The following is a 20,556-nucleotide window of genomic DNA, read 5'->3' on the forward strand; positions in this document are numbered from 1 at the left end:
CGTTCTGGGCTGCCATGACGAGGTTTGCGGCCCCTCCAATACGAGAGGGCGTGCGGGGCAAAGTCCGTTCGAACAGCCGGGCTGGGATGCAACACGACCACCTCAGGCGCGACGCAACGCGAGGACCGCTGGAGACACCGCGACGCAAAACAGGCCCCGGCGGGAACGCCGGAGCCTGACGGGACGCCGGGGGACCGGCAAACTCTTATAGCGCTCAATGGGTTTCGCGGCGTCCCGCGTCCCCTGTTCGGGGCTTCTTTTAGGCCATGCCCCCGGCGCTTGTCCGCGCGCGGGGGTGAAGGCATGTGGACGAGGAAAGAGGCGGCGATCGATGGGAATGAGCCTGCGGCGTCTTCAAGATGCCGCGAAGCGGGTGTCTGGTGGCGGCCGATCCCCGAGGTTCGCATTGACCGCCCTCCCGTCCTCCCCCTTGCTCCAGAAATTCGGCTGGGCCGTCGGCCTGCCCGGACTGGCGCTCATCGTCGGCGTCGCGACGCCGTTCCTCGCCAGCCGCGCGGAGCGGCGGCTCGACGACAACGCCGGGGCTGTCGTGCGTGCGACGGCCGAGACGGGGTTGGAGCCCTGGCTGCGCCTGACGGTACGGGGCCGTGACCTCATCGCCACCGGGGAGGCGCCCGACGAGGCCGGGCGCATCGCGGCCCTCGACAGGCTCAAGCGCCTGCCTGGCCTGCGCCACGTGGTCGGGCGTATCGGGATCGTCGAGGATGCCTCGCCCTTCGTCTGGACGGCGACACGCACCAGCCCGGAACGGATCGAACTGACCGGCAACCGGCCTGTCGAGATCGGTCCGAGCGCCCTTGCCGCGAAGCTCGCCCCGGAACTTCCCTCCGAGACCAGGATCGTCGATCAGGCGAAAGCCGCGCGCGGGGCACCGCCGGACTTTTCCGCCGCCTCTGCCTTCGCGCTCGAACAGCTGAAGCCGCTGGCTCCGGGCGCCAGCGCCACCATCGCCGATACCACGGTGTCGCTCAGCGGCGAGGCATCGACGGTGGCCGATTACGAGGCCGTCAGGCAGGCCTTGGCCCATCCCCCGACCGGCTTCACCATGGGCAAGGTCGACATCCGGCCGGCAGCGACCCCCGATTTCCGGTTTGCGGTAACCCGCGAGCGCGGCGGCAACCTCGTCCTTTCGGGTAATGTCGTGTCGGAGACGGCACGCGAGGAGATCCGCGCCATGGCGGACGACGCCGCCGATGGCGCCACGGTGGACGACCGGATGCAGACCGCCCGTGGTCTCGCGGATGGGATCGATCCGACCACGCTCGGCCGCTTCGCCTTCCAGCTTTCGTCCCTGTTGCAGGACGGCAGCGTTACCTATTCCGACTCGCGCCTGTCGGTCTCAGGAACCGCCCTCGACGGGCAGGCCATCGGCGAGATCGACGCGCTTTTGCGCGACGGGCGACCGTCCGGCACCAGGGCTGGGCCTGTCGATCTCGCCGCCATGCCGCTCTCGCCCTATCGCTTCATGGTCCGGCGTGAGAGCGATGCGGTGACGCTGACGGGACATCTTCCCGACGGCGCTACGCGCGACCGTATCCTGGCGACGCTGCGACCGCGCTTCTTCCGCGAACGCATCGTCGACAAAAGCCGCATCGCGGAGGGCGCGCCGGCCAATCTCACCGGCGCCATCGAGGCCGGCATCAGCGCGCTGTCCCTGCTCGCCACGGGCGAAATCCGCATCTCGGACAGGACTCTCGCGCTCTCCGGGAATAGCCTCTACCGCGAGAGTGCCGGACGCTTCGAAATGGACCTCTCCCGGCGGATGCCAGCCGGTTGGCAGGGGCAGGCCGAGGTCAAGCCGCCAGCCAGCGAGACCATGGAGGATAAGGCCTGCCGGGGCTCGTTCGACCGCGCGATCGAGGGGCGCCGCCTGCTCTTCGCCCCCGGCAGCGTCACCCTGAAGGCGGAGTTCTATCCGACCCTCGACGCGGTGGCTTCAGCTGCGAAAGCCTGCACCGGCCTGCGCATCGAGGTGACGGGGCATGTCGACCCGGCCGGTGCCGCAAGCGCACCGAAACCCGCCCTCGATGCAGGCGTGGAGAACACCTCTTCCGTCGATTCGGGGAAGCCTCGGGACGCCGACAAGGCCTCGAAGCCGGTAGTCGCGAAGACCGACAAGCCCCCGGTGAAGCCCGCCGATCCCAAACCGGCTCCGGCGAAGGACGGCAAGGACAAGGCGGCGAAGGAGAAGGATGCCAAGACGGAGGCCCCGAAAGAGGCGAAACCGGCGGAGCCGGAACCCGACATGGCTCGACAGCGAGCGCTTGTGATCGTCGAGTATCTGCTTCAAGCGGGCATCCCGGCGGACAGGATCGTCGCCGCGCCCGCCGGTCGCGCCAATGCCACCGGGCAGGGCGTCGGCCTCGCCCTGCGCTCCTGAGAGATCGTCCCGATGCTTCTGCTGTTGACGATTCTCTGGCCCGCGCTGGCCGCCAGCTTCGCGCTGGGCACCGCCATCGGATGGCATTTCGGACCGCCACGCGACCGGCTTTCGACCGCCATCGGGCTCGGACTCGGATTCGGGGCCGTTGCGCTCGCTGGGCTCGCGTTCAGCGGGCTCGTACCGGGCCGTCCGGGCTTCTGGGTGGAGAGCGCAGCGTTGAACCTGACGGCCTACCTCGTCGGCGCCGGAACCGGAGCCCTGGCGAGACTGACCCGTCCATCGCCGCCGAGGGCGGCGGGCAACGTCAGTGTCAGCGGCTCTCCTGACCGCCGCGCTCCATCACCTCGACCCACTGCCAGTGCCGAGCGGAGACTTCGAGGGAAAGCTTCGGGATGAGGTGATCGGGAGAGGATAACCCCTCCGCTCACCGCGCCCCGCGCTGAAGGTCTCCTTCGATCAGCAGCGCGCTCTTGCCTTCCAGCCGGCTGCGATAGACCTGCAGATTCTCCATCACGCGCTGGACGTAGTTGCGGGTCTCGGTGAAGGGGATGCGCTCGACCCAGTCGATGGGATCGACGCCGGTCCGGCGCGGATCGCCATAGGCGTCGATCCACTTCTTCACGTTGCCACCACCGGCATTGTAGGAGGCGAAGGCGAGAATGTAGGAGCCGCGCCAATCCTCCATCAGCTCCCCGAGATGGGCCTGGCCGAGGCGGGCATTGTAGGCGGGATCGCTGGTGAGGCGGTCCTGGTCGTAGGAGGCGCTGACCCGTCGCGCCGTGCGCTGGGCGGTGGCCGGCATCATCTGCATCAACCCACGGGCGCCGACGCTCGACTGGGCGCGGGGATCGAACTGGCTTTCCTGGCGGGCGATGGCGAAGACCATGGCCTTCTCCACCAGGGGAACGGCGGCGGAGGCCTCGTAATCGGGGATGCCGATGGTCGGGTAGGCATGGGCGTCGAGGGGCAGTCCCCGCTGGACGGCGAGCTTGCCCACCGCCACGAGGGCTCGGGAATTCCGCACCTCCACGGCGAGGTTGCCGAGCGCGCTGAGCTCGGCCGGGTTGGTCAGGCGATTCGCCGTGTCGATGTAGAGCGGCAGCGCCAGATCCTTCAGCGAAGCCGCCTCCAGCATCCGCAGCGCCCGCGTGGTCAGGCGGTTGTCGAAGGCGGCCGCGGCCGCGGGTTCGAGATCGGGGACGACGCGGAGCGGCAGGCTCGCCTGCCCGAGCTTCGCCCGCGCGAGCTGCCCATAATAGGCGATGGGCTGAAGCGCGGCGCGCTCGTAGAAGGTCTTGGCGAGGCCCGCTTCGCCTGCCGCCTCGGCGGCGCGGCCCTGCCAATAGGCCACGCGGGCCAGCGAGATCGGGGTCTCGGCAATGGTCGCGGCCTTGGCGAAATGGTTGGTGGCCTTGGCCGGATCGTCGAGGAAGCGCAGGGCGATCCAGCCGGCATGGAACTCGGCCTCGATCCGCTTCTCCACGGTGCGGCCGCTATGGCCGGCGGCGACCTCGTAGGCGAGGCTCGGATTGCCGATATCGATGAGCTTGCGGGCGACGATCCGGCGCTCGACCCACCATTCGTCGCCATCCACCAGGACATCGCCGTTGGTGGGGGCGGTGGCGAGGATAGCTGCGGCTTCCACCGCCTTGTCGGCTCGGCGCAGGTATTGCGCCCGCGACAGGATGTAGGACGGATCGCTGCGGAGCGACGGCGGCACGGCGTTCAGCGCGGAGGCGGCCGACGAACTCTTGTCTTCCACGGCACGGCGGGCGCGGACCAGACTGGCATAGCCGCCGCCGGCATAGGAGGCGGCACGGCCGGCCGTCTCGTAATCTTCCTTCAGGAGCGCGCGCTCCATGCGGAAGCGGTGATCGACGCGGGTGAGGACATTCGGAAAGGCGTCCATCACCTTGGTCTCGAGGGCGCGCCCGAAGGTTTCCGAGCGCCACAGGTCGCGGACCAGGGAGGCGGCGTCCTCGTCGAGGGAATCGGCCCGGAAGGCGAGGGCGAGGGCGAACTTGCCGGGAGCGCTCGACGGACGTGTTCCGGCGAAGAAGGCGCGCACGGTCGCCGGGTTCTTGCGCTCGGTGAGAAGAGCCTCCTCGGCGCGGCGGCGCAGGAGCGGACCCGCCGGCCATTCCGGGTTCGTCCGGGTGAAGGAGACCGTCCGCTCGAAACCGATGCCGGAGCCGGCGCGGATCGCCACCCATTCGAGCAGCGCGAGAGCCGCCGGATCGGTGAAGCCGTCGCGCAGGCGGTCGCCTTCGGAGACCTTGCCGCGCCGATAGGCGTCGATGGCCTGGCGCAGAGCGGGGAGGTCGACATCCGGCGCGACCTGCGCGGCGCGGGCGGGGTCGGGCACTTCCGGTACGGGCGCGGCCGGCGTCATGGCGGCGTCGGGAAGAGGGAAGGCGATCGGCGCTTCCGGATCGGCGGAGGCATAGGCCTTGGCGGCGGCGGGCAGGGCCTTGCTCGCCACGGTCTCGGCGCTGCGGTCATCCAGCTTCAGCGCATCGGCGGCGACCGCCTCGGTCTCCGCGGCCTTGCTGTCCGGCACCATGACGGAGGGGGCGACGGCGTCGCTCGACGGGCGGGTGGTGACATCCTCCCCCTGGGCCGCGGCGGCCGGGAAGATCGTGTTCGGCACGACCAGCATCGTCGTCCCCGCCAAGGCAAGGGCGAGGGAAACGGGGAGGGCGGCACGATGCGAGCGTGTCCAGAACGCCATGGTTCTTCAAGTCCCGTCAGATGCGGACATGCCTAAGCTGTCCCGGAGGGCATTAAGAAGTCATTAACCGCGCCGACAGAGCGTTTGCGCGCGTGCCGGCAAGGCCCTATGTCTGCCCGTCCGCGAGAGCGGTGATGCGGCCGGCACACCGGCCCACCGAAAAATCGACGGCCGGGAACGCCAGGATGACCGACACCACGACACAGCGCCTCAGGGGCGCCATGACCGCGCTCGCCACTCCGTTTCGCGATGGCGCCTTCGATGAGGACGCCTTTCGCAAATTTGTGAACTGGCAGATCGAGCAGGGCATCCATGGCCTCGTGCCCGTGGGCACCACCGGCGAGACGCCGACCCTGAGCCATGACGAGCACGACCGTGTCGTGGCCGCCTGCATCGCCGAGACCGCCGGCCGGGTGCCGGTCATCGCGGGCGCGGGCTCGAACTCCACGGCCGAGGCCGTCGACCGGGCCGTCAACGCGGAGAAGGCCGGTGCCGACGCAGTGCTCGTAGTGACGCCCTACTACAACAAGCCGACGCAGGCCGGGCTCTACGCGCATTTCAAGGCCGTCAACGACGCCATCGGTATTCCGATCATCATCTACAATATTCCCCCACGTTCCGTGGTCGACATGAGCGTCGAAACCATGGCGCGGCTGTATGAGCTCAAGAACATCGCCGGCGTGAAGGACGCCACGGCCAAGCTCGACCGTGTCAGCCTGCAACGCCAAGCCATGGGTGAAGACTTCATCCAGCTTTCGGGCGAAGATGCGACGGCGCTCGGATTCAATGCTCAGGGCGGCGTCGGCTGCATCTCGGTGGTCTCCAACGTGGCGCCTCGCCTCTGCGCCAAGCTTCAGGAAGCGACCCTGTCCGGCGATTACGCCACGGCCCTGCGGATCCAGGACCAATTGTTGCCGCTGCATGTGGGGCTGTTCGCGGAGTCGAACCCGTCACCGGTGAAATACGGTCTCTCGCGGCTGGGCCATATGAGCGACGAGGTGCGCCTCCCGCTCCTCACGGTCAGCGATGCCACGAAGGCGATCGTCGATTCCGCCCTGCGCCATGCCGGCCTGATCGACGGCTGAGCCCCCTCGCAGGCGAAACCCCGGCGAACCATATGAGTGTCGGTCGGCCGCGTCGCGCGGCCGGCGACGGCATCAGCTTCCTTCCAGACAAGGGGCATCGGCTCGGATAGGCCGATGCACCAGAACCGACGATGTGATGGCTCCCAAACCGCAAGACACCCGCCGCGTCGTCGCCGACAACCGCGCCGCCCGCTTCCATTACGAAATCTCCGACGTCCTCGAGGCGGGCATCGCCCTGACCGGGACGGAGGTCAAATCCCTGCGCAAGGGCAAGGCGGCCATCGGCGAGGCCTATGCCGGTCCGTCGGGTGACGAGCTGTTCCTGTTCAACGCCTACATCCCGGAATATCTCGAAGCCAACCGCTTCAACCACGAGACCAAGCGTCCGCGCCGGCTGCTGCTCCACCGCAAACAGATCAACAAGCTCATCGGCGCCACGAAGCGCGAGGGCTACACGGTGGTGCCGCTGAAGATCTACTTCAACGAGCAGGGCCGCGCGAAGATCGAACTCGGCCTCGGCCGGGGCAAGAAGCTCCACGACAAGCGCGAGAGCGCCAAGGAGCGCGACTGGGAGCGCGACCGCGCTCGGATCATGCGCGACAAGGGCTGACCCGCGAACCTCCGTTGACGGGCGATGCCCGTCCTGCCAAGACACCGCCCATGACGACGAGCCCGATCCTCTTCGGATTGTATTACGCGCCGCTCCCTTAGCGGCGAGGTGCTCTGTCACGTCTCAACCGCCCCGGTCGTCGGCGGTTGACCCTCTTCCAAGCACCGCTGGCCCCTCGGCTCCATAGAGGTCAGTTCCGTGTCTTTGGTTACGTCCCCTCCATCACGCATCACCGTCGGGATCATCGGATTCGGCGCGTTCGGCCAGCTGATCGCCCAACATCTCGGGCGGTATTTCCCGCTGCGCGCCTACGATCCCGCCCTGCCGCACGACGACGATATTCAGGCATCTCGCGGGCAGCACGGGTCCCTTCTCCTAGAAGGCTACGGCGTTCACACATTTCGCGGGATGCGCGGGTCCCCTCTCTTGGAAGGCGAGGGACAGAGTGAGGTGTGTGACCTTTTCGGAGGCGGACCACACCTCACCCCAGCCCTCTCCTTCCAGGAGAGGGAGCCCGTCGCGCCTCATGTCGAACCCGCTTGGGAAGGGAGAACGGCCGGCGACCAGACATGTGAATCCGGTACGCAGAAAGGGGCGAGGAAAGCCGGGGTGCGGCTCGGCTCGCTCGCCGAGGCGGCTTCCTGTCCCGTGGTCGTGCTGGCCGCTCCGGTCTCCAAGCTCGCCGAGGTGGTCTCCGCCATCGGACCTCATCTGCGGCCGGGCGCACTCGTCCTCGATGTCGCCTCGGTGAAGATGGTCGCCGCACGGATCATGGCGGAAGGGTTGCCCGATCACGTCGGGATCGTCGCCACGCATCCGCTCTTCGGCCCGCAAAGCGCGCGCTCCGGCCTGAAGGGGCTGAAGATCGCCGTATGTCCGATCCGGGGGCGGGGAGGCCTGCGCGCCGCGGCCTTCCTACGGAAGCATCTCGGCCTCGATGTCATCCTCACCGATCCCGAGGCACATGACCGGGCAGCCGCCTCGGTTCAGGGCCTGACGCATCTCATCGCCAAGGTCTTCGTCGAAATGGAGCCGCTCCCGACCCGGATGACGACAAAGAGCTTCGACCTGCTGATGCAGGCGGTGGGCATGGTCAGGAACGATGCCCCGGAAGTCTTCGACGCGATCGAGCGGGCGAACCCCTACGCGGCGGATGTGCGCCGCCGCTTCTTCGCGCATGCATCACGGCTGGAGCGTGAACTCTCGGAGCCTCGCTCCAACGTCATGGGGTGAACCGGCAATCGCGGCTTTGGGCATCCGCATACCGGGGGGAGGGAGGCGAGACGCAGACTTCCCCCGGTCAAGTGAGCGTCTACTGCTCGCTGACGTCGTCGCCCTGACGGATACCGTAGCGGGTCTCCAGTCCGGGATTGGCGCGGGCGACCGGCCGCTCGGCCACGTCGCGCGTCATGTCCCGTGGAGCATCCCGCGGCACGTCCCGAGGATTGCGGGCCAAGCCCTCACCCTGGGTCCGGACGCCGCGCTCGCCCGGATCGCGACCGACGCGGGGAATGAGGTGGACGAGGTCGACGAACTCGTCGGCCTGTCGGCGAAGGTCGTCGGCGATCATGGCCGGCTGTGTCTGGATCGTCGAGACGACGGTGACCCGGACCCCGCGGCGCTGCATCGCCTCTACCAGGGAGCGGAAATCGCCATCGCCCGAGAACAGGACCATATGATCGATGCGGGGCGCGAGTTCGAGGGCATCGATGGCGAGTTCGATGTCCATATTGCCTTTGATCTTGCGACGACCGGCGGAATCGGTGAATTCCTTGGCTGGTTTGGTCACGACCCGATAACCGTTATAATCGAGCCAATCGATCAGCGGTCGGATCGATGAATATTCCTGGTCTTCGACCATAGCTGTGTAGTAAAAAGCCCGGATCAAATTGTCGCGAGCTTGAAATTCCTTAAGCAGACGGCGATAATCGATATCGAAGCCAAGCGCCTTCGTTGCCGCGTAAAGATTCGCTCCGTCGATAAACAGAGCACTGCGCTGTTGTGCGCTCATTGAAAGATCCATTTTCTCATCAGAATTTTCAGACGTAAGATGTTGCAGTCTTAATAATTCGTCACATTTGACTGATCATTCGCCGCCCGATGCCTTGACAACCCAAGGTTGATAACGGACAGAACGTTAGAATTAATAATAAATTCTAAGAACCGGTCGAATGCCACAGGCAACGGCCAAGCCTCTCCTTTGTTATTGTCGGATTGACATACGTGTCAACCACGATTGGTATACAATCACCTGAAATTGAGGATAAAACCAGGTTCTGCCGAGAATATTTGCCGGTCTACAACTGTTGCGCCCAATTGCGCATCAGTTCATCGACCACATTCAGTTTTAGCCTTGCTTAAGATTAGGCGGGAGGCATCACCCGGCTACCAGGCTTGACGGCAGGCAGCGCGGCAAGTTCCGGCGGCAAGGCATCGGCAGCATAAGCCGGAATGTCGAGAGTGACCAGGGTAACGAGCGGCAGGCCGATTTCGCCGCGCCCGCCCGAACGGTCGATGAGGCAGGCCGCGCCGATGACCTCCCCGGGCTCGCTTTGGAGCGATGCGAGGCATTCGCGGGCGGAAAGCCCCGTCGTCACGATATCCTCGACGATCACGGCGCGTTGGCCGGCCGGAATGCTGAAGCCGCGACGAAGGCTGAAGGGCCCGCCGGGATCACGTTCGACGAAGATGGCGCGTGCTCCGAGATGACGCGCCGTCTCGTATCCCGGAACGATCCCGCCGATCGCCGGGGACACGACGATGTCGATCGGGCCGAAGCGGGCGACGATGACCTCCGCCAGGGCCTTACACAGGCGCTCGGTCCGGACCGGATCGGAGAAGATCGCCATCTTCTGCAGGAAGACGCCGGAATGGAGCCCGGAACTGAGCACGAAATGTCCTTCGAGCAGAGCCCCTGCATCGCGGAATTCCGCGAGCACCGCGTCTGGCGTCATGAGAAACGTGTTCCTTGGATAGCGAGTGAGGGCCGCGTTTGTGGCAGCGCGGGCCACCTGGCGCAAGGCGCGCACCGACGACGCGCCCGGCGGGGTGCGGACGCTCAGCCGTTGACGCGGTCGACCCTGCTCACGGTGCGCTTACCGCGCAGCTCGGCGACGATGGCGTTGAGATGCTTCAGGTCCCAGACCGAAAGATCGATCACGATCTCGGTGAAGTCCTGAGTGCGTCGCTTCATCGAGACATTGTCGATATTGCCGTCATGGTCGGCGATGACCTGCGCGATCTGGGCCAGAACGCCGGGCTCGTTGATCGATTGCAGGGCGAGGCGCGCGGGAAAACGTTCGCTCCCCCCCGCCTCGACATCCCAGCGTACATCGAGCCAACGCGCGGGTTCGTTGTCGAAATCCGCGAGCGCCGCCGACTGGATCGGATAGATCGTGACCCCGACACCGGGGGTGAGGATACCGACGATGCGGTCCCCCGGCACCGCGCCGCCATTCGGCGCGAAGCTCACCGGCAGGTCGTTGTCGAGGCCGCGGATCGGGATGGCGTCCGGCCGGCCCATATCGGCAGTGCCCTCGGGGAAGGTGAGGCGCATGGCCTGCCCCTTGGCGAGGCTGAGGCGACCGGCGCCCCCGTCCATCGGCTGCTGCAGGGCTGCCGGCGCCGTCCGGCGCTCGTCCTTGTGGTCGGGATAAACCGCGCGGACCACGTCGCCCGAGAACATCTCGCCCCGCCCCACCGCCGCGAACACGTCTTCGGTGCTCTGCCGGGCTAGGCGAGGAAGCGCCCCGCGCAGCTTGTCCTCGGAGAAGTTCTTGGCCGCCCGCTCGAACGCACGGTCGAGGATCTGGCGGCCGAGACCGGCATATTGGCGGCGCACGGCCGAGCGGGTGGCACGCCGGATCGCGGCGCGGGCCTTGCCGGTGACAACGAGGGATTCCCAAGCGGCCGGAGGCGATTGTCCATCGGCCCGGGCGATCTCGACCTCGTCGCCGTTCACGAGCTCGATCAGCAGCGGCGCCATGCGGCCGTTGATCTTGGCCCCCACCGCCGTGTTGCCTACGTCGGTATGGACCGCATAGGCGAAATCGATGGGCGTCGCGCCGCGCGGCAGGGCGATGAGGCGCCCCTTCGGCGTGAAGCAGAACACCTGGTCCTGAAACAGTTCGAGCTTGGTGTGTTCGAGGAACTCCTCCGGGCTGTCGCCCTCGGCTAGGAGCTCGATGGTCCGCCGCAGCCATTGATAGGCGCCGCTTTCCGTGGCGAGGCGCGGATGGACGCCGCCGATCTCGTCCTTTCCGCCGGATTCCTTGTAATGGGCATGCGCGGCGATGCCGTATTCGGCGATCTCGTCCATGGCCGCGGTGCGGATCTGCAGCTCGACGCGCTGGCTCTTCGGCCCGATCACGGTGGTGTGGATCGAGCGGTAATCGTTCTGTTTCGGGGTGGAGATGTAGTCCTTGTAGCGACCCGGCACCATCGGCCAGGTGGTGTGCACGACACCCAGCGCTCCGTAACATTCGGACAGGGATTCCACGATGATGCGGAATCCGAAGATGTCCGAGAGTTGCTCGAAGGCGACGGATTTACGCTCCATCTTGGCGGAAATGGAAAAGGGCCGCTTTTGCCGCCCGGTGACGACGGCGTTGATGCCCTGGGCCGCGAGCTTGGCGGTCAGGTCCCGTTCGATGCTCTCGACCAGCCGTTCGGATTTCACGGCGAGGTCGGCGAGCCGCTGGGTGATCGTCGCGTAGATCTCGGGCTTGAGGTTGCGCAGCGCGAGGTCTTCCAGCTCTTCGCGCAGTTCCTGCATACCCATGCGGCCGGCCAGCGGCGCGTAGATATCCAGCGTCTCCTGGGCGATCCGCTCGCGCTTCTCCGGCTTCATGTGATGAAGCGTGCGCATGTTGTGCAGGCGGTCGGCGAGCTTGACCAGCAGCACGCGAACATCCGCCGCGACGGCCAATAGCAGCTTGCGGAAGTTCTCGCCCTGCGCCGCACGTTTCGAGACGAGGTCGAGGCGCTTGAGCTTGGTCAGCCCGTCCACCAGGGCGCCGATCTCCGGGCTGAATATCTCGCTGATCTCGTCGAGGGTGGCTGCCGTGTCCTCGACCGTATCGTGCAGCACGGCGGCGACGATGGTGGCGTCGTCGAGCCGGAGATCGGTGAGGATCGCGGCGACTTCCAGCGGATGGGCGAAGAACGGATCGCCCGAGGCCCGCTTCTGCGTCCCATGGGCCCGCATGGCATAAACATAGGCGCGGTTGAGAAGGGCCTCGTTGGTGGCGGGGTTGTAACGCCTCACCCGCTCGACGAGCTCGTACTGGCGCATCATCCGCCGCAACACCCTTCACTCATCGTCACTGCCCGCCTCTGTCTCATGTTGTCCCGCATCGCGGCCGGGCACGCCAGACCCATGGCGCCGCATGACACCGGTTTCTCGCCCCGAAAAACGAAAAACCCGGCGCTGGGCCGGGTCTTCGCGGGATCGTCAGTAATAAACGTGTCGTCCGATCACTCGGCCTCTTCGTCCGTCTCGGTCGGAGGAGCGAGGTTCTCGAGACCGCGCAGAAGATCTTCTTCGCTCATCCGGTCGAACTGGACGGCGCCGTCATCGCTGGACGATTGCGGTGCGACGGCGGCGGCGGCCGGCGAGCTCGACAGCAGCGGCACCGTCTCGGCCTCGGGCTCATCCACCTCGACGTATTTCTGCATCGAATGGATCAGCTGTTCCTTGAGGTCGTCGGCGGTGATGGTCTCGTCGCCGATTTCGCGCAGGGCGCAGACGGGGTTCTTGTCGCGGTCGCGGTCGATCGTCAGCGGCGCTCCGGCGGCCAACAGGCGGGCACGGTGGCTCGCGAGCAGGACGAGCTCGAAGCGGTTCTCGACCTTGTCGATGCAGTCTTCAACGGTGACGCGAGCCATGCGCAGCGGCTCCTTCCATAGGACCGGGAATAGTATGATTGAACGCGCCTCTTACACCGCCTCGCGTGGCGCAACAAGCGCGACCGTAATATTGCACCCGACGCCGCCACGGGCAGCACGTTCGGGACCGGCGTTCCATTCCCTCTAAGAGCCGCTGCTTATCGCCAGGGCGACAGCGCCCCGCCCCACAGCTATGCGTGTCACGGTTAAGCTCGTGCGAGCCTTCGCATGGGAATTGAAGAGGGCCCAAACCTCATGACGAAGACGCTCAGCCGCCGCGGCCTGTTCAGCTGTGCCTGCCATCTCGGCGCAGCGGCCTTCGCCGCCACCGCCATGCCGAATCTCGGTCTGGCGGCCAGCCCGTCCACCAAGAAGACGGACCTGACGGCGGATCAGGCGCTGGAGCTGATGAAGGAGGGCAACCGGCTCTACAAGACCGACAGCCCCGTCCGCGCGGTGCAAGGGCGTGAGCGCCGGATCGAGATCGCCCTCGGCCAGACCCCGTTCTGCGTGCTGGTGAGCTGTTCCGATTCCCGCGTCTCCCCGGAGATCCTGTTCGGGCGCGGTCTCGGCGAACTCTTCATCGTCCGCAATGCCGGCAACACCGCCGACACCGCCGCCCTCGGATCGGTGGAATACGCCGTCTCCCAGCTCGGCGTGCCGCTTATCTTGGTCATGGGGCATAGCCGTTGCGGCGCGGTCCAGGCTGCGGCGGATGTGGTCGAGAACAACACCGTCTATCCGGGCTCCATCGGCCGGATGATCGAACCGATCGTTCCGGCGGTGCTCTCGGTGCGCGGCAAGCCCGGCGATTTCCTGGAGAATTGCGTACGCGCCAATGTCGACCGCGTGGTGAACCGCATGCGCACCGCCTCGGAGCCGGCGCTGCTCGACCCGTTGAAGGCGGGCAAGCTGCGTATCGTCGGCGCATCCTACAGCCTCGACACCGGCACGGTCGATTTCTTCAACGAGGCCTGAGACGGACCTATCGGCAGCCGCCGTACGCCGACCACCGGACGCCCGCGTTTCGGTGATGGGCGTCCGGCGGTGGCCGAGCCAGAGAACAAGCGCGGCATTCTCATCGACATCGTGGTCTCGATATCGGTCGAGACCGGTATTCGTCCGTTGCTTCGTCTCCGCTCGTGTTGACACTTGCTGCACACGGTGCGACTGCGCCGCCCTTTCCCGTGCGACGACGTGGCAAAGGATTTCGACGAACATGGCGCGCGCATTCATCTTTCCCGGCCAGGGCAGTCAGGCCGTCGGCATGGGCCGGGCCCTGGCGGAATCCTTCCCCCAGGCGAAAGCCGTCTTCGATGAGGTGGACGAGGCCTTGGGTCAGTCCCTCTCGACGCTGATGTTCGAGGGACCGACGGAGGAACTGACCCTCACCGCCAACGCGCAGCCCGCCCTGATGGCGGCGAGCCTCGCGGTCGTGCGCGTGCTCCAGGCCGAACGCGGCCTCGATCTCGTTCGCGACGTGGCGGCGGTAGCCGGCCACTCGCTCGGCGAATACACGGCGCTCGCCGCCGCCGGGACGTTCACGATCTCCGATACCGCCCGGCTCCTGCGCATTCGCGGCGAGGCGATGCAGGGCGCGGTCGCACCGGGGGCGGGGGCCATGGCCGCCCTGATCGGCGCCGATGCCGAGCTGGCCCTGTCCATCGCCTCGGAAGCCGCCGAAGGAGATGTCTGCGACGTCGCCAACGACAACGGCGCCGGGCAGGTGGTGCTCTCGGGCGGGAAGGCCGCGGTGGAGCGCGCGGTGGCGATTGCCCAGGCGCGCGGCATCAAGCGTGCGGTGATGCTCAACGTCTCCGCCCCGTTCCATTGCTCGATGATGTCGCCGGCTGCCGAGGCCATGCAGGATGCCCTGACCCGCGTGGCCATGAAGGCACCCCTGGTCCCGGTCTATTCCAACGTGCTGGCCTCGCCGGTCGTCGAGCCCGCCGCCATCCGGCAGGCCCTCGTCGCGCAGGTGACCGGCACCGTGCGCTGGCGCGAATGCGTCGAGGCCATGGCGGCCGCCGGCATCGATCAGTTCTACGAGATCGGCAGTGGCAAGGTGCTCACCGGCCTCGTCAAGCGGATCGCTTCCGGCTCCACCGCGACTCCCGTCGGCACGCCCGACGACGTCGCCGCCTTCCCGACGCTCAGCTGACAACAGGATTGCCCATGTTCGACCTGACCGGCCGCAAGGCCCTCGTCACCGGCGCGACCGGCGGCCTCGGCGGCGCCATCGCCAAGGCGCTCCACGCGCAGGGTGCCATCGTCGCCATTTCCGGCACCCGCCCCGAGGCGCTGGAAGCCCTGTCCGCCGAACTCGGCGGCGAGCGCGTCCACCTCGTGCCCGGCAACTTGTCGGACAAGGATGCCGTCGAGGCCCTGGTGCCGGCGGCCGAGGCCGCGATGGGCGGCCTCGATATCCTCGTCAACAATGCCGGCATCACCCGCGACAACCTCATGCTGCGGATGAAGGACGACGAGTGGGATGCGGTGATCGCCGTGAATCTTACGGCGGCGTTCCGGCTCTCGCGGGCGGCGGTGAAAGGCATGATGAAGCGGCGGCACGGCCGTATCATCAATGTGGGGTCCGTCGTGGGCGCCACCGGCAATCCCGGCCAGGTGAACTATGCCGCCGCCAAGGCCGGCCTCGTCGGCATGACCAAGGCCCTGGCCGCCGAGGTCGCCACCCGCAACCTCACCGTCAACTGCATCGCGCCGGGCTTCATCACCTCGCCGATGACGGATGTGCTCAACGAGAAGCAACGTGAGGGAATTCTCACCCGCGTGCCCATGAACCGCCTGGGCACCGGGGACGAGATCGGCGCGGCAGCCGTCTATCTCGCCTCCGCCGAGGCCGGCTACGTCACCGGCCAGACCTTGCACGTGAATGGCGGCATGGCGATGTATTGAGGCGTCTTTTATTGCCTTGACGCAGATCGCTTTGCTGCACTGCACACGAAAAATAAGTGTTCCTTCGCTCGAAAAAGCCACAGCGATGAACGGTTTGTGAACCGCCCCTCGCCAGCACGAAAACCCTGTGCTACCACCCCGGCTGCCGTGCGAGGGGGGTTGACGGTTCTGCGTGTTGCGGGTTCTCAAGGCCACGCGCGATCGGACACCGGCCGCCTTCAAAATCCTCACAAGCGGGATGGCGGCCACGGCGCCTTCACCATCACGATCGAATAGCTAAGGACCAAGAACGATGAGCGATATCGCTGAGCGCGTGAAGAAGATCGTTGTCGAGCACCTCGGCGTTGAGCCGGAAAAGGTAGTCGAGGGCGCAAACTTCATCGATGATCTCGGCGCCGACAGCCTCGACACCGTCGAGCTCGTGATGGCGTTCGAGGAAGAGTTCAACGTCGAGATCCCCGACGATGCCGCCGAGACCATCCAGACGGTCGGCGACGCCGTGAAGTTCCTCGAGAAGAACTCCGCCTAAGCGCGAGGGGCAAAAGGCGCATCGACAAGCGGGGCTCGATCGCCCCGTGCGCCATTTGGAATGATGATGACGGGACCGGTTCGGGATAACGCGATGCGTCGGGTTGTGGTGACGGGCTTAGGCATGGTGACGCCGCTGGGAAGCGACGTCGAGACCACCTGGAGCCGGTTGATCGCGGGAGATAGCGGAGCGTCGCAGGTGACAGCCTTCGACGTGTCCGATCTCGCCTGCCGCATCGCCTGTTCGGTCCCGTTCGGAGACGGCAGCGACGGCACCTTCAATCCCGACCGGTGGATGGAGGCGAAGGAGCAGCGCAAGGTCGATCCGTTCATCGTCTACGCCATGGCCGCCGCTGGCCAGGCGCTCGATGATGCCGGATGGCATCCGAAGTCCCACGAGGATCAATGCGCCACCGGCGTGATGATCGGCTCCGGCATCGGCGGGATCGGTGGCATCTACGACGCCTCCGTGACCCTGCACGACAAGGGGCCGCGGCGGATCTCGCCGTTCTTCATTCCCGGCCGCATCATCAACCTCGCCTCGGGCCAGGTTTCGATCGCGCACGGGCTCAAGGGGCCGAATCACGCAGTGGTCACCGCCTGCTCCACCGGCGCCCATGCCATCGGCGACGCGGCCCGCCTGATCCAGTTCGGCGATGCCGACGTCATGGTGGCGGGTGGTGCCGAATCTCCGGTGAACCGCCTCGCGCTCGCGGGCTTCGCCGCCTGCCGCGCCCTCTCCACAGGTTTCAACGACCAGCCAACTAAGGCTTCGCGCCCCTATGACAAGGACCGCGACGGCTTCGTCATGGGCGAAGGCGCCGGCGTGGTGGTGTTGGAGGAATACGAGCACGCCAAGGCGCGCGGCGCTCGGATCTATGCCGAGGTGGTCGGCTACGGCCTCACGGGCGACGCCTACCACATCACGTCGCCGGCCCCGGACGGCGACGGCGCCTTCCGCTGCATGAGCGCCGCCGTGAAACGCGCCGGCATCTCGGCTGGCGACATCGACTACATCAACGCGCACGGCACCTCGACGCCGATGGGCGACGAGCTCGAACTCAAGGCCGTCGAGCGCCTGCTCGGCGACAACGCGGCCAAGGCCGCCATGTCCTCCACCAAATCGGCGGTGGGGCATCTCTTGGGCGCGGCTGGCGCCATCGAGGCGATCTTCTCGATCCTCACCATCCGCGACGGCGTGATGCCGCCGACGCTGAACCTCGACACACCGTCGGTGGAAACGGCCATCGACCTCGTGCCGCATGAAGCCAAGCGCAAGCAGGTGGATGTCGTGCTGTCGAATTCTTTTGGATTTGGCGGGACGAATGCGTCGCTGGTGATGCGGCGGGTCTGACGGCAGAATGCTGCCACCGGCGAGATGGACGGCGGCCCCAGTAAGGGCCAACGCAGCTTGACCCGTTGGTCCCCATCCGAAAGTCCTGTTTTCCATCGATAGCGACATTCGTCGGAAACGGACGGCAAAGCCGAAACCAGTCGCCCATAGGCGAAAGTCTACTTCTGCATGGTGGCTTTCTTTATTACGCGCGCTGTAGATCAGCGGTGATGCATCCTCCTCGTTCCACCTGCTCCCTAACCTCGTCATCTTGCTCACGGCGAAGATCCTGATCGCCCCAGCCTCGTATCGCCTGATCGAGCGGCAGGCGGGGGCCTTCCTCGAACGCCTCGTGAGGTTCACGCCAAAGGGCTGTCGGCAACGGGGGCGGGGCCGTGACGATGGAGCGGTAATACGCCTTTTTGCCACAAAACCGGTTCACTCCGTCTCGTATAACCCGGCCGCCCGGGTGTAGTCAGGTTTGACGCACGGAACCTGTGGCCTCCATCCGGGAGGTCCACCCATGCACCGGCACCTCATTGCCTGAGACTCGTGGCACGCATGGCCCCTGTCGGACATGACAACACGACGACCGCATCGTCGGGCCGAGAAGAGGTTGGCGAGAGGCGAGGCCCGAACAGGATGTCCATGTTCTTCCGCAAGCGCAAAAATCCGGACCCGGCGCCGTTTCCGGTCCCCTCCGAAGAGCCGGCACAGCTGAACCGCGCGTCGCCGCGCAGCCCCAGCGAGGCGATCAAGCCCACGGCCGCGCCGCCCCCGCCGGACCGTCCGGTGCGCGAGCGCGGCGGGTTGCTCAGCACGATCAGCGGCCTGCTCACCGCCGCCGTCATCCTGGCCATCGCGGCGATGATCGGCGTGACGCTGTTCGACCGGCAGATCCGCGAGCCCGGCCCGCTCGCCGCCGACAAGGTCGTGGTCATCCCGCCGCGCAGCGGCACCTCCGAGATCGCCGAGGCTCTGAGCCGGGAGGGCGTCATCAGCCACACCGCCTTGTTCGAATGGGCCTCCCGCTTCTCCGGCAAGGCGCTGAAGGCCGGCGAGTACACGTTCAAGGCCCATGCCAGCATCGGCGACACCATCGAAACCCTGTCCACCGGCCGGCAGGTGCAGCACGCCATCACCTTCCCCGAGGGGCTGACCTCCGAACAGATCGTGGTGCGTCTCAACGAGAACGACATCCTCACCGGCGACATCAACGAGATCCCGCCCGAGGGCTCGCTCCTGCCCGACACCTACAAGTTCGAGCGCGGCGCCACCCGTCAGCAGATCGTCAACCTGATGCGCGCCAAGCAGCGCGAGGTGCTCAACCAGATCTGGCTGCGCCGCTCGGCCGAGATCCCGGTGAAGACCCCGGCCGAGATGGTGACCCTGGCCTCCATCGTCGAGAAGGAGACCGGCCGGGCCGACGAGCGCCCTCGCGTCGCCGGGGTGTTCGTGAACCGCCTCAACAAGCGGATGAAGCTGCAATCGGACCCCACCATCGTGTACGGTCTGGTAGGCGGACGCGGCACGCTCGGCCGTGGCATCCAGCGCTCGGAGATCGACCGGGCCACGCCCTACAACACCTACGTCATCGAAGGCCTGCCGCCGGGGCCGATCGCCAATCCGGGCCGCGCCGCGCTCGAGGCCGTCGCCAACCCGTCGCGCACCAAGGACCTCTACTTCGTCGCCGACGGCACCGGCGGCCACGCCTTCGCGGACAGCCTGGAAGGCCATTCGCGCAACGTCGCCCGCTGGCGCCAGGTGGAGCGCGCCCGCAAGGAGGTGCCCACCGACGCCGCCCCCGTGGACAAGGCCGATCCTCCGGCCGATCCGTCGAGCGTGCCGGGCCGGGCCTCCGCCTATGCACCGGAGGGCACGAACTTCGCCGGCGGCGCCCCCGACCCGTCGGCCCCGCGCCCGAAAGCCTTCGACGCGTCGGAAGGCACCAAGCTCGACCCGCTGCGCAACAAGACCTTCGACCTCAACTCGGCCAAAAGCGTCCCAGCGCTGAAGCCGCAATAGGGCGCTGCCGTCGCTTTCCCCCCGCTTGTGGGGAGGAATAGGAGGTGGGGTTGGTGCCGCTGGCCTCCGCTGCCTGAGGGTCGCCCCCCCACCCTCGATCCCTCCCCACAAGGGGGAGGGAGGTTCGCAAGACGGACTAAAGTTCAGACTTCATGATCCTCTCCAGCATGACGGGCTTTGCCCGCACCACCGGCACCACCGGCCCGGTGCAATGGGCCTGGGAGGTCCGCAGCGTGAACGGGCGCGGGCTCGACGTGCGCCTGCGCGTGCCCAACGGCCTGGAGGCGGTGGGCGAGGTTGCCCGTACCGCCCTGCAGAAGACCCTGACGCGGGGTCAGTGCCAGCTTTCGCTCAACCTCACCCGGCCCGAGACCAAGGCGCGGGTGCGGATCAACGAGACCCTGCTGGCCGAGCTCGCCGCCGCCACGGCGCGCGTGCCGCGCCCGGAAGGGCTCGCCCCGGCCTCCCTCGACGGATTGCTCGGCATCCGCGGCGTCATCGAATCCGACGAAGAGCCGGCGGTGGAATCGGACAGCCTCGCCCATGACCTAGCCGAGGGCGTGGTCCGGCTCGTGGCCGACCTCGTGGAAGCGCGCCGCGCCGAGGGGCGCCAGCTGCGCGCCATTATCGAGGGGCAGCTCGTCGCCATGTCCCGCCTCCGCCAAGCCGCCGAGGCCTGCCCCGGCCGCCAGCCCGAGGCGGTGAAGGCGCGGCTGTCCGCGAGCATCGCCGCCCTGATGGAGGCCGGCGGGCTCGATCCCGACCGTCTGCACCAGGAGGCCGTCCTCATCGCCGCGAAAGCCGACGTGCGCGAAGAACTCGACCGTCTGAGTGCCCATCTCGACAGTGTCGGCGAGTTGCTGGCCAAGGGCGGCGCCATCGGCCGCAAGCTCGATTTCCTGGCCCAGGAGCTCGGCCGCGAGGCGAATACCCTCTGCGCGAAGGCCGGAGACATCGCGTTGTCGCGGATCGGACTCGACTTGAAGGCCGTGGTGGAGCAATTCCGCGAACAGGTTCAGAACGTCGAGTAGGTTTTTC

Annotated in this window: 18 protein-coding genes; 12 read left to right on the top strand and 6 right to left on the bottom strand. The window is 66.9% G+C overall.

Annotated features, from left to right (window positions below; genetic code table 11):
* The first annotated feature begins 406 nt into the window (after positions 1-406).
* Entirely contained in the window at positions 407-2,401 is a 1,995-nt protein-coding gene (locus ACYQR9_RS12530; protein WP_461226488.1) for a BON domain-containing protein, read from the top strand.
* A 12-nt stretch (positions 2,402-2,413) separates the two neighbouring features.
* On the top strand, positions 2,414-2,800 hold the full coding sequence (locus ACYQR9_RS12535; protein ID WP_461226490.1) for a hypothetical protein: 387 nt from the start codon (positions 2,414-2,416) through the stop codon (positions 2,798-2,800).
* Between the two features lie 28 nt (positions 2,801-2,828).
* Here the strand turns inward: ACYQR9_RS12535 and ACYQR9_RS12540 are convergent, their stop codons facing one another.
* Complete coding sequence (locus tag ACYQR9_RS12540) at positions 2,829-5,135, bottom strand: lytic transglycosylase domain-containing protein (protein WP_461226492.1); 2,307 nt, start codon at positions 5,133-5,135, stop codon at positions 2,829-2,831.
* A 185-nt stretch (positions 5,136-5,320) separates the two neighbouring features.
* Here ACYQR9_RS12540 and dapA point away from each other — a divergent pair, with 185 nt between their 5' ends.
* Both dapA and smpB read left to right on the top strand, forming a co-directional pair.
* Complete coding sequence (gene dapA, locus ACYQR9_RS12545) at positions 5,321-6,220, top strand: 4-hydroxy-tetrahydrodipicolinate synthase (RefSeq protein ID WP_056424428.1); 900 nt, start codon at positions 5,321-5,323, stop codon at positions 6,218-6,220.
* A gap of 136 nt (positions 6,221-6,356) precedes the next feature.
* A complete protein-coding gene (smpB, locus tag ACYQR9_RS12550) occupies positions 6,357-6,830 on the top strand; it encodes an SsrA-binding protein SmpB (RefSeq protein ID WP_018044478.1) in 474 nt (157 codons plus the stop codon).
* 222 nt (positions 6,831-7,052) lie between these two features.
* On the opposite strand, the gene ACYQR9_RS12555 is transcribed toward smpB, so the two are convergent.
* Complete coding sequence (locus ACYQR9_RS12555) at positions 7,053-7,193, bottom strand: hypothetical protein (RefSeq protein WP_461229890.1); 141 nt, start codon at positions 7,191-7,193, stop codon at positions 7,053-7,055.
* 63 nt (positions 7,194-7,256) lie between these two features.
* Between ACYQR9_RS12555 and ACYQR9_RS12560 the strand changes: the two genes are divergently transcribed.
* Complete coding sequence (locus ACYQR9_RS12560) at positions 7,257-8,063, top strand: prephenate dehydrogenase/arogenate dehydrogenase family protein (protein WP_461229795.1); 807 nt, start codon at positions 7,257-7,259, stop codon at positions 8,061-8,063.
* 79 nt (positions 8,064-8,142) lie between these two features.
* On the opposite strand, the gene ACYQR9_RS12565 is transcribed toward ACYQR9_RS12560, so the two are convergent.
* The 4 genes from ACYQR9_RS12565 to rpoZ all read right to left on the bottom strand — a co-directional run bounded on the left by ACYQR9_RS12565 (position 8,143) and on the right by rpoZ (position 12,716).
* Positions 8,143-8,841: a LabA-like NYN domain-containing protein gene (locus ACYQR9_RS12565; RefSeq protein ID WP_419952688.1), complete on the bottom strand. Its 699-nt coding sequence runs from the start codon at positions 8,839-8,841 to the stop codon at positions 8,143-8,145.
* Positions 8,842-9,193: 352 nt separating this feature from the next.
* Positions 9,194-9,784, bottom strand: coding sequence for an orotate phosphoribosyltransferase (gene pyrE / locus ACYQR9_RS12570; RefSeq protein ID WP_056423759.1), 591 nt, complete (start codon positions 9,782-9,784; stop codon positions 9,194-9,196).
* A 104-nt stretch (positions 9,785-9,888) separates the two neighbouring features.
* Complete coding sequence (locus ACYQR9_RS12575; protein WP_056423761.1) at positions 9,889-12,126, bottom strand: RelA/SpoT family protein; 2,238 nt, start codon at positions 12,124-12,126, stop codon at positions 9,889-9,891.
* Positions 12,127-12,305: 179 nt separating this feature from the next.
* Complete coding sequence (gene rpoZ / locus ACYQR9_RS12580; RefSeq protein ID WP_019904660.1) at positions 12,306-12,716, bottom strand: DNA-directed RNA polymerase subunit omega; 411 nt, start codon at positions 12,714-12,716, stop codon at positions 12,306-12,308.
* Positions 12,717-12,971: 255 nt separating this feature from the next.
* On the opposite strand from rpoZ, the gene ACYQR9_RS12585 reads away from it, so the two are divergent.
* From ACYQR9_RS12585 to ACYQR9_RS12615, 7 genes are all read left to right on the top strand, one after another.
* Positions 12,972-13,694, top strand: a complete 723-nt coding sequence (locus ACYQR9_RS12585) for a carbonic anhydrase (protein WP_207410526.1) — start codon at positions 12,972-12,974, stop codon at positions 13,692-13,694.
* Between the two features lie 241 nt (positions 13,695-13,935).
* Positions 13,936-14,877: an ACP S-malonyltransferase gene (gene fabD / locus ACYQR9_RS12590; protein ID WP_461226494.1), complete on the top strand. Its 942-nt coding sequence runs from the start codon at positions 13,936-13,938 to the stop codon at positions 14,875-14,877.
* A gap of 14 nt (positions 14,878-14,891) precedes the next feature.
* Positions 14,892-15,632 (top strand): 3-oxoacyl-[acyl-carrier-protein] reductase, encoded by a 741-nt coding sequence (gene fabG, locus ACYQR9_RS12595; RefSeq protein ID WP_207410520.1) that lies wholly within the window; start codon positions 14,892-14,894, stop codon positions 15,630-15,632.
* Between the two features lie 292 nt (positions 15,633-15,924).
* On the top strand, positions 15,925-16,161 hold the full coding sequence (locus ACYQR9_RS12600; RefSeq protein WP_018044468.1) for an acyl carrier protein: 237 nt from the start codon (positions 15,925-15,927) through the stop codon (positions 16,159-16,161).
* Positions 16,162-16,254: 93 nt separating this feature from the next.
* Positions 16,255-17,514 carry a beta-ketoacyl-ACP synthase II gene (fabF, locus tag ACYQR9_RS12605; protein WP_056424431.1) on the top strand — a complete coding sequence of 420 codons (1,260 nt, stop codon included), beginning with the start codon at positions 16,255-16,257 and terminating at the stop codon, positions 17,512-17,514.
* 627 nt (positions 17,515-18,141) lie between these two features.
* Positions 18,142-19,518, top strand: a complete 1,377-nt coding sequence (mltG, locus tag ACYQR9_RS12610) for an endolytic transglycosylase MltG (protein ID WP_419952880.1) — start codon at positions 18,142-18,144, stop codon at positions 19,516-19,518.
* 152 nt (positions 19,519-19,670) lie between these two features.
* A complete protein-coding gene (locus ACYQR9_RS12615; RefSeq protein WP_461226496.1) occupies positions 19,671-20,549 on the top strand; it encodes a YicC/YloC family endoribonuclease in 879 nt (292 codons plus the stop codon).
* Positions 20,550-20,556: the final 7 nt, after the last annotated feature.

It is taken from the genome of Methylobacterium sp. CM6241 (genome assembly GCF_054817845.1).

Bases quoted from the DNA above. Each gene is read 5' to 3' on its own strand.
- ACYQR9_RS12535 (WP_461226490.1), top strand. From the start codon at position 2,414: ATGCTTCTGCTGTTGACGATTCTCTGGCCCGCGCTGGCCGCCAGCTTC.
- ACYQR9_RS12540 (WP_461226492.1), bottom strand. From the start codon at position 5,135: ATGGCGTTCTGGACACGCTCGCATCGTGCCGCCCTCCCCGTTTCCCTC.
- dapA (WP_056424428.1), top strand. From the start codon at position 5,321: ATGACCGACACCACGACACAGCGCCTCAGGGGCGCCATGACCGCGCTC.
- smpB (WP_018044478.1), top strand. From the start codon at position 6,357: ATGGCTCCCAAACCGCAAGACACCCGCCGCGTCGTCGCCGACAACCGC.
- ACYQR9_RS12565 (WP_419952688.1), bottom strand. From the start codon at position 8,841: ATGAGCGCACAACAGCGCAGTGCTCTGTTTATCGACGGAGCGAATCTT.
- pyrE (WP_056423759.1), bottom strand. From the start codon at position 9,784: ATGACGCCAGACGCGGTGCTCGCGGAATTCCGCGATGCAGGGGCTCTG.
- ACYQR9_RS12575 (WP_056423761.1), bottom strand. From the start codon at position 12,126: ATGATGCGCCAGTACGAGCTCGTCGAGCGGGTGAGGCGTTACAACCCC.
- rpoZ (WP_019904660.1), bottom strand. From the start codon at position 12,716: ATGGCTCGCGTCACCGTTGAAGACTGCATCGACAAGGTCGAGAACCGC.
- ACYQR9_RS12585 (WP_207410526.1), top strand. From the start codon at position 12,972: ATGACGAAGACGCTCAGCCGCCGCGGCCTGTTCAGCTGTGCCTGCCAT.
- fabD (WP_461226494.1), top strand. From the start codon at position 13,936: ATGGCGCGCGCATTCATCTTTCCCGGCCAGGGCAGTCAGGCCGTCGGC.
- fabG (WP_207410520.1), top strand. From the start codon at position 14,892: ATGTTCGACCTGACCGGCCGCAAGGCCCTCGTCACCGGCGCGACCGGC.
- ACYQR9_RS12600 (WP_018044468.1), top strand. From the start codon at position 15,925: ATGAGCGATATCGCTGAGCGCGTGAAGAAGATCGTTGTCGAGCACCTC.
- fabF (WP_056424431.1), top strand. From the start codon at position 16,255: ATGCGTCGGGTTGTGGTGACGGGCTTAGGCATGGTGACGCCGCTGGGA.
- mltG (WP_419952880.1), top strand. From the start codon at position 18,142: ATGTTCTTCCGCAAGCGCAAAAATCCGGACCCGGCGCCGTTTCCGGTC.
- ACYQR9_RS12615 (WP_461226496.1), top strand. From the start codon at position 19,671: ATGATCCTCTCCAGCATGACGGGCTTTGCCCGCACCACCGGCACCACC.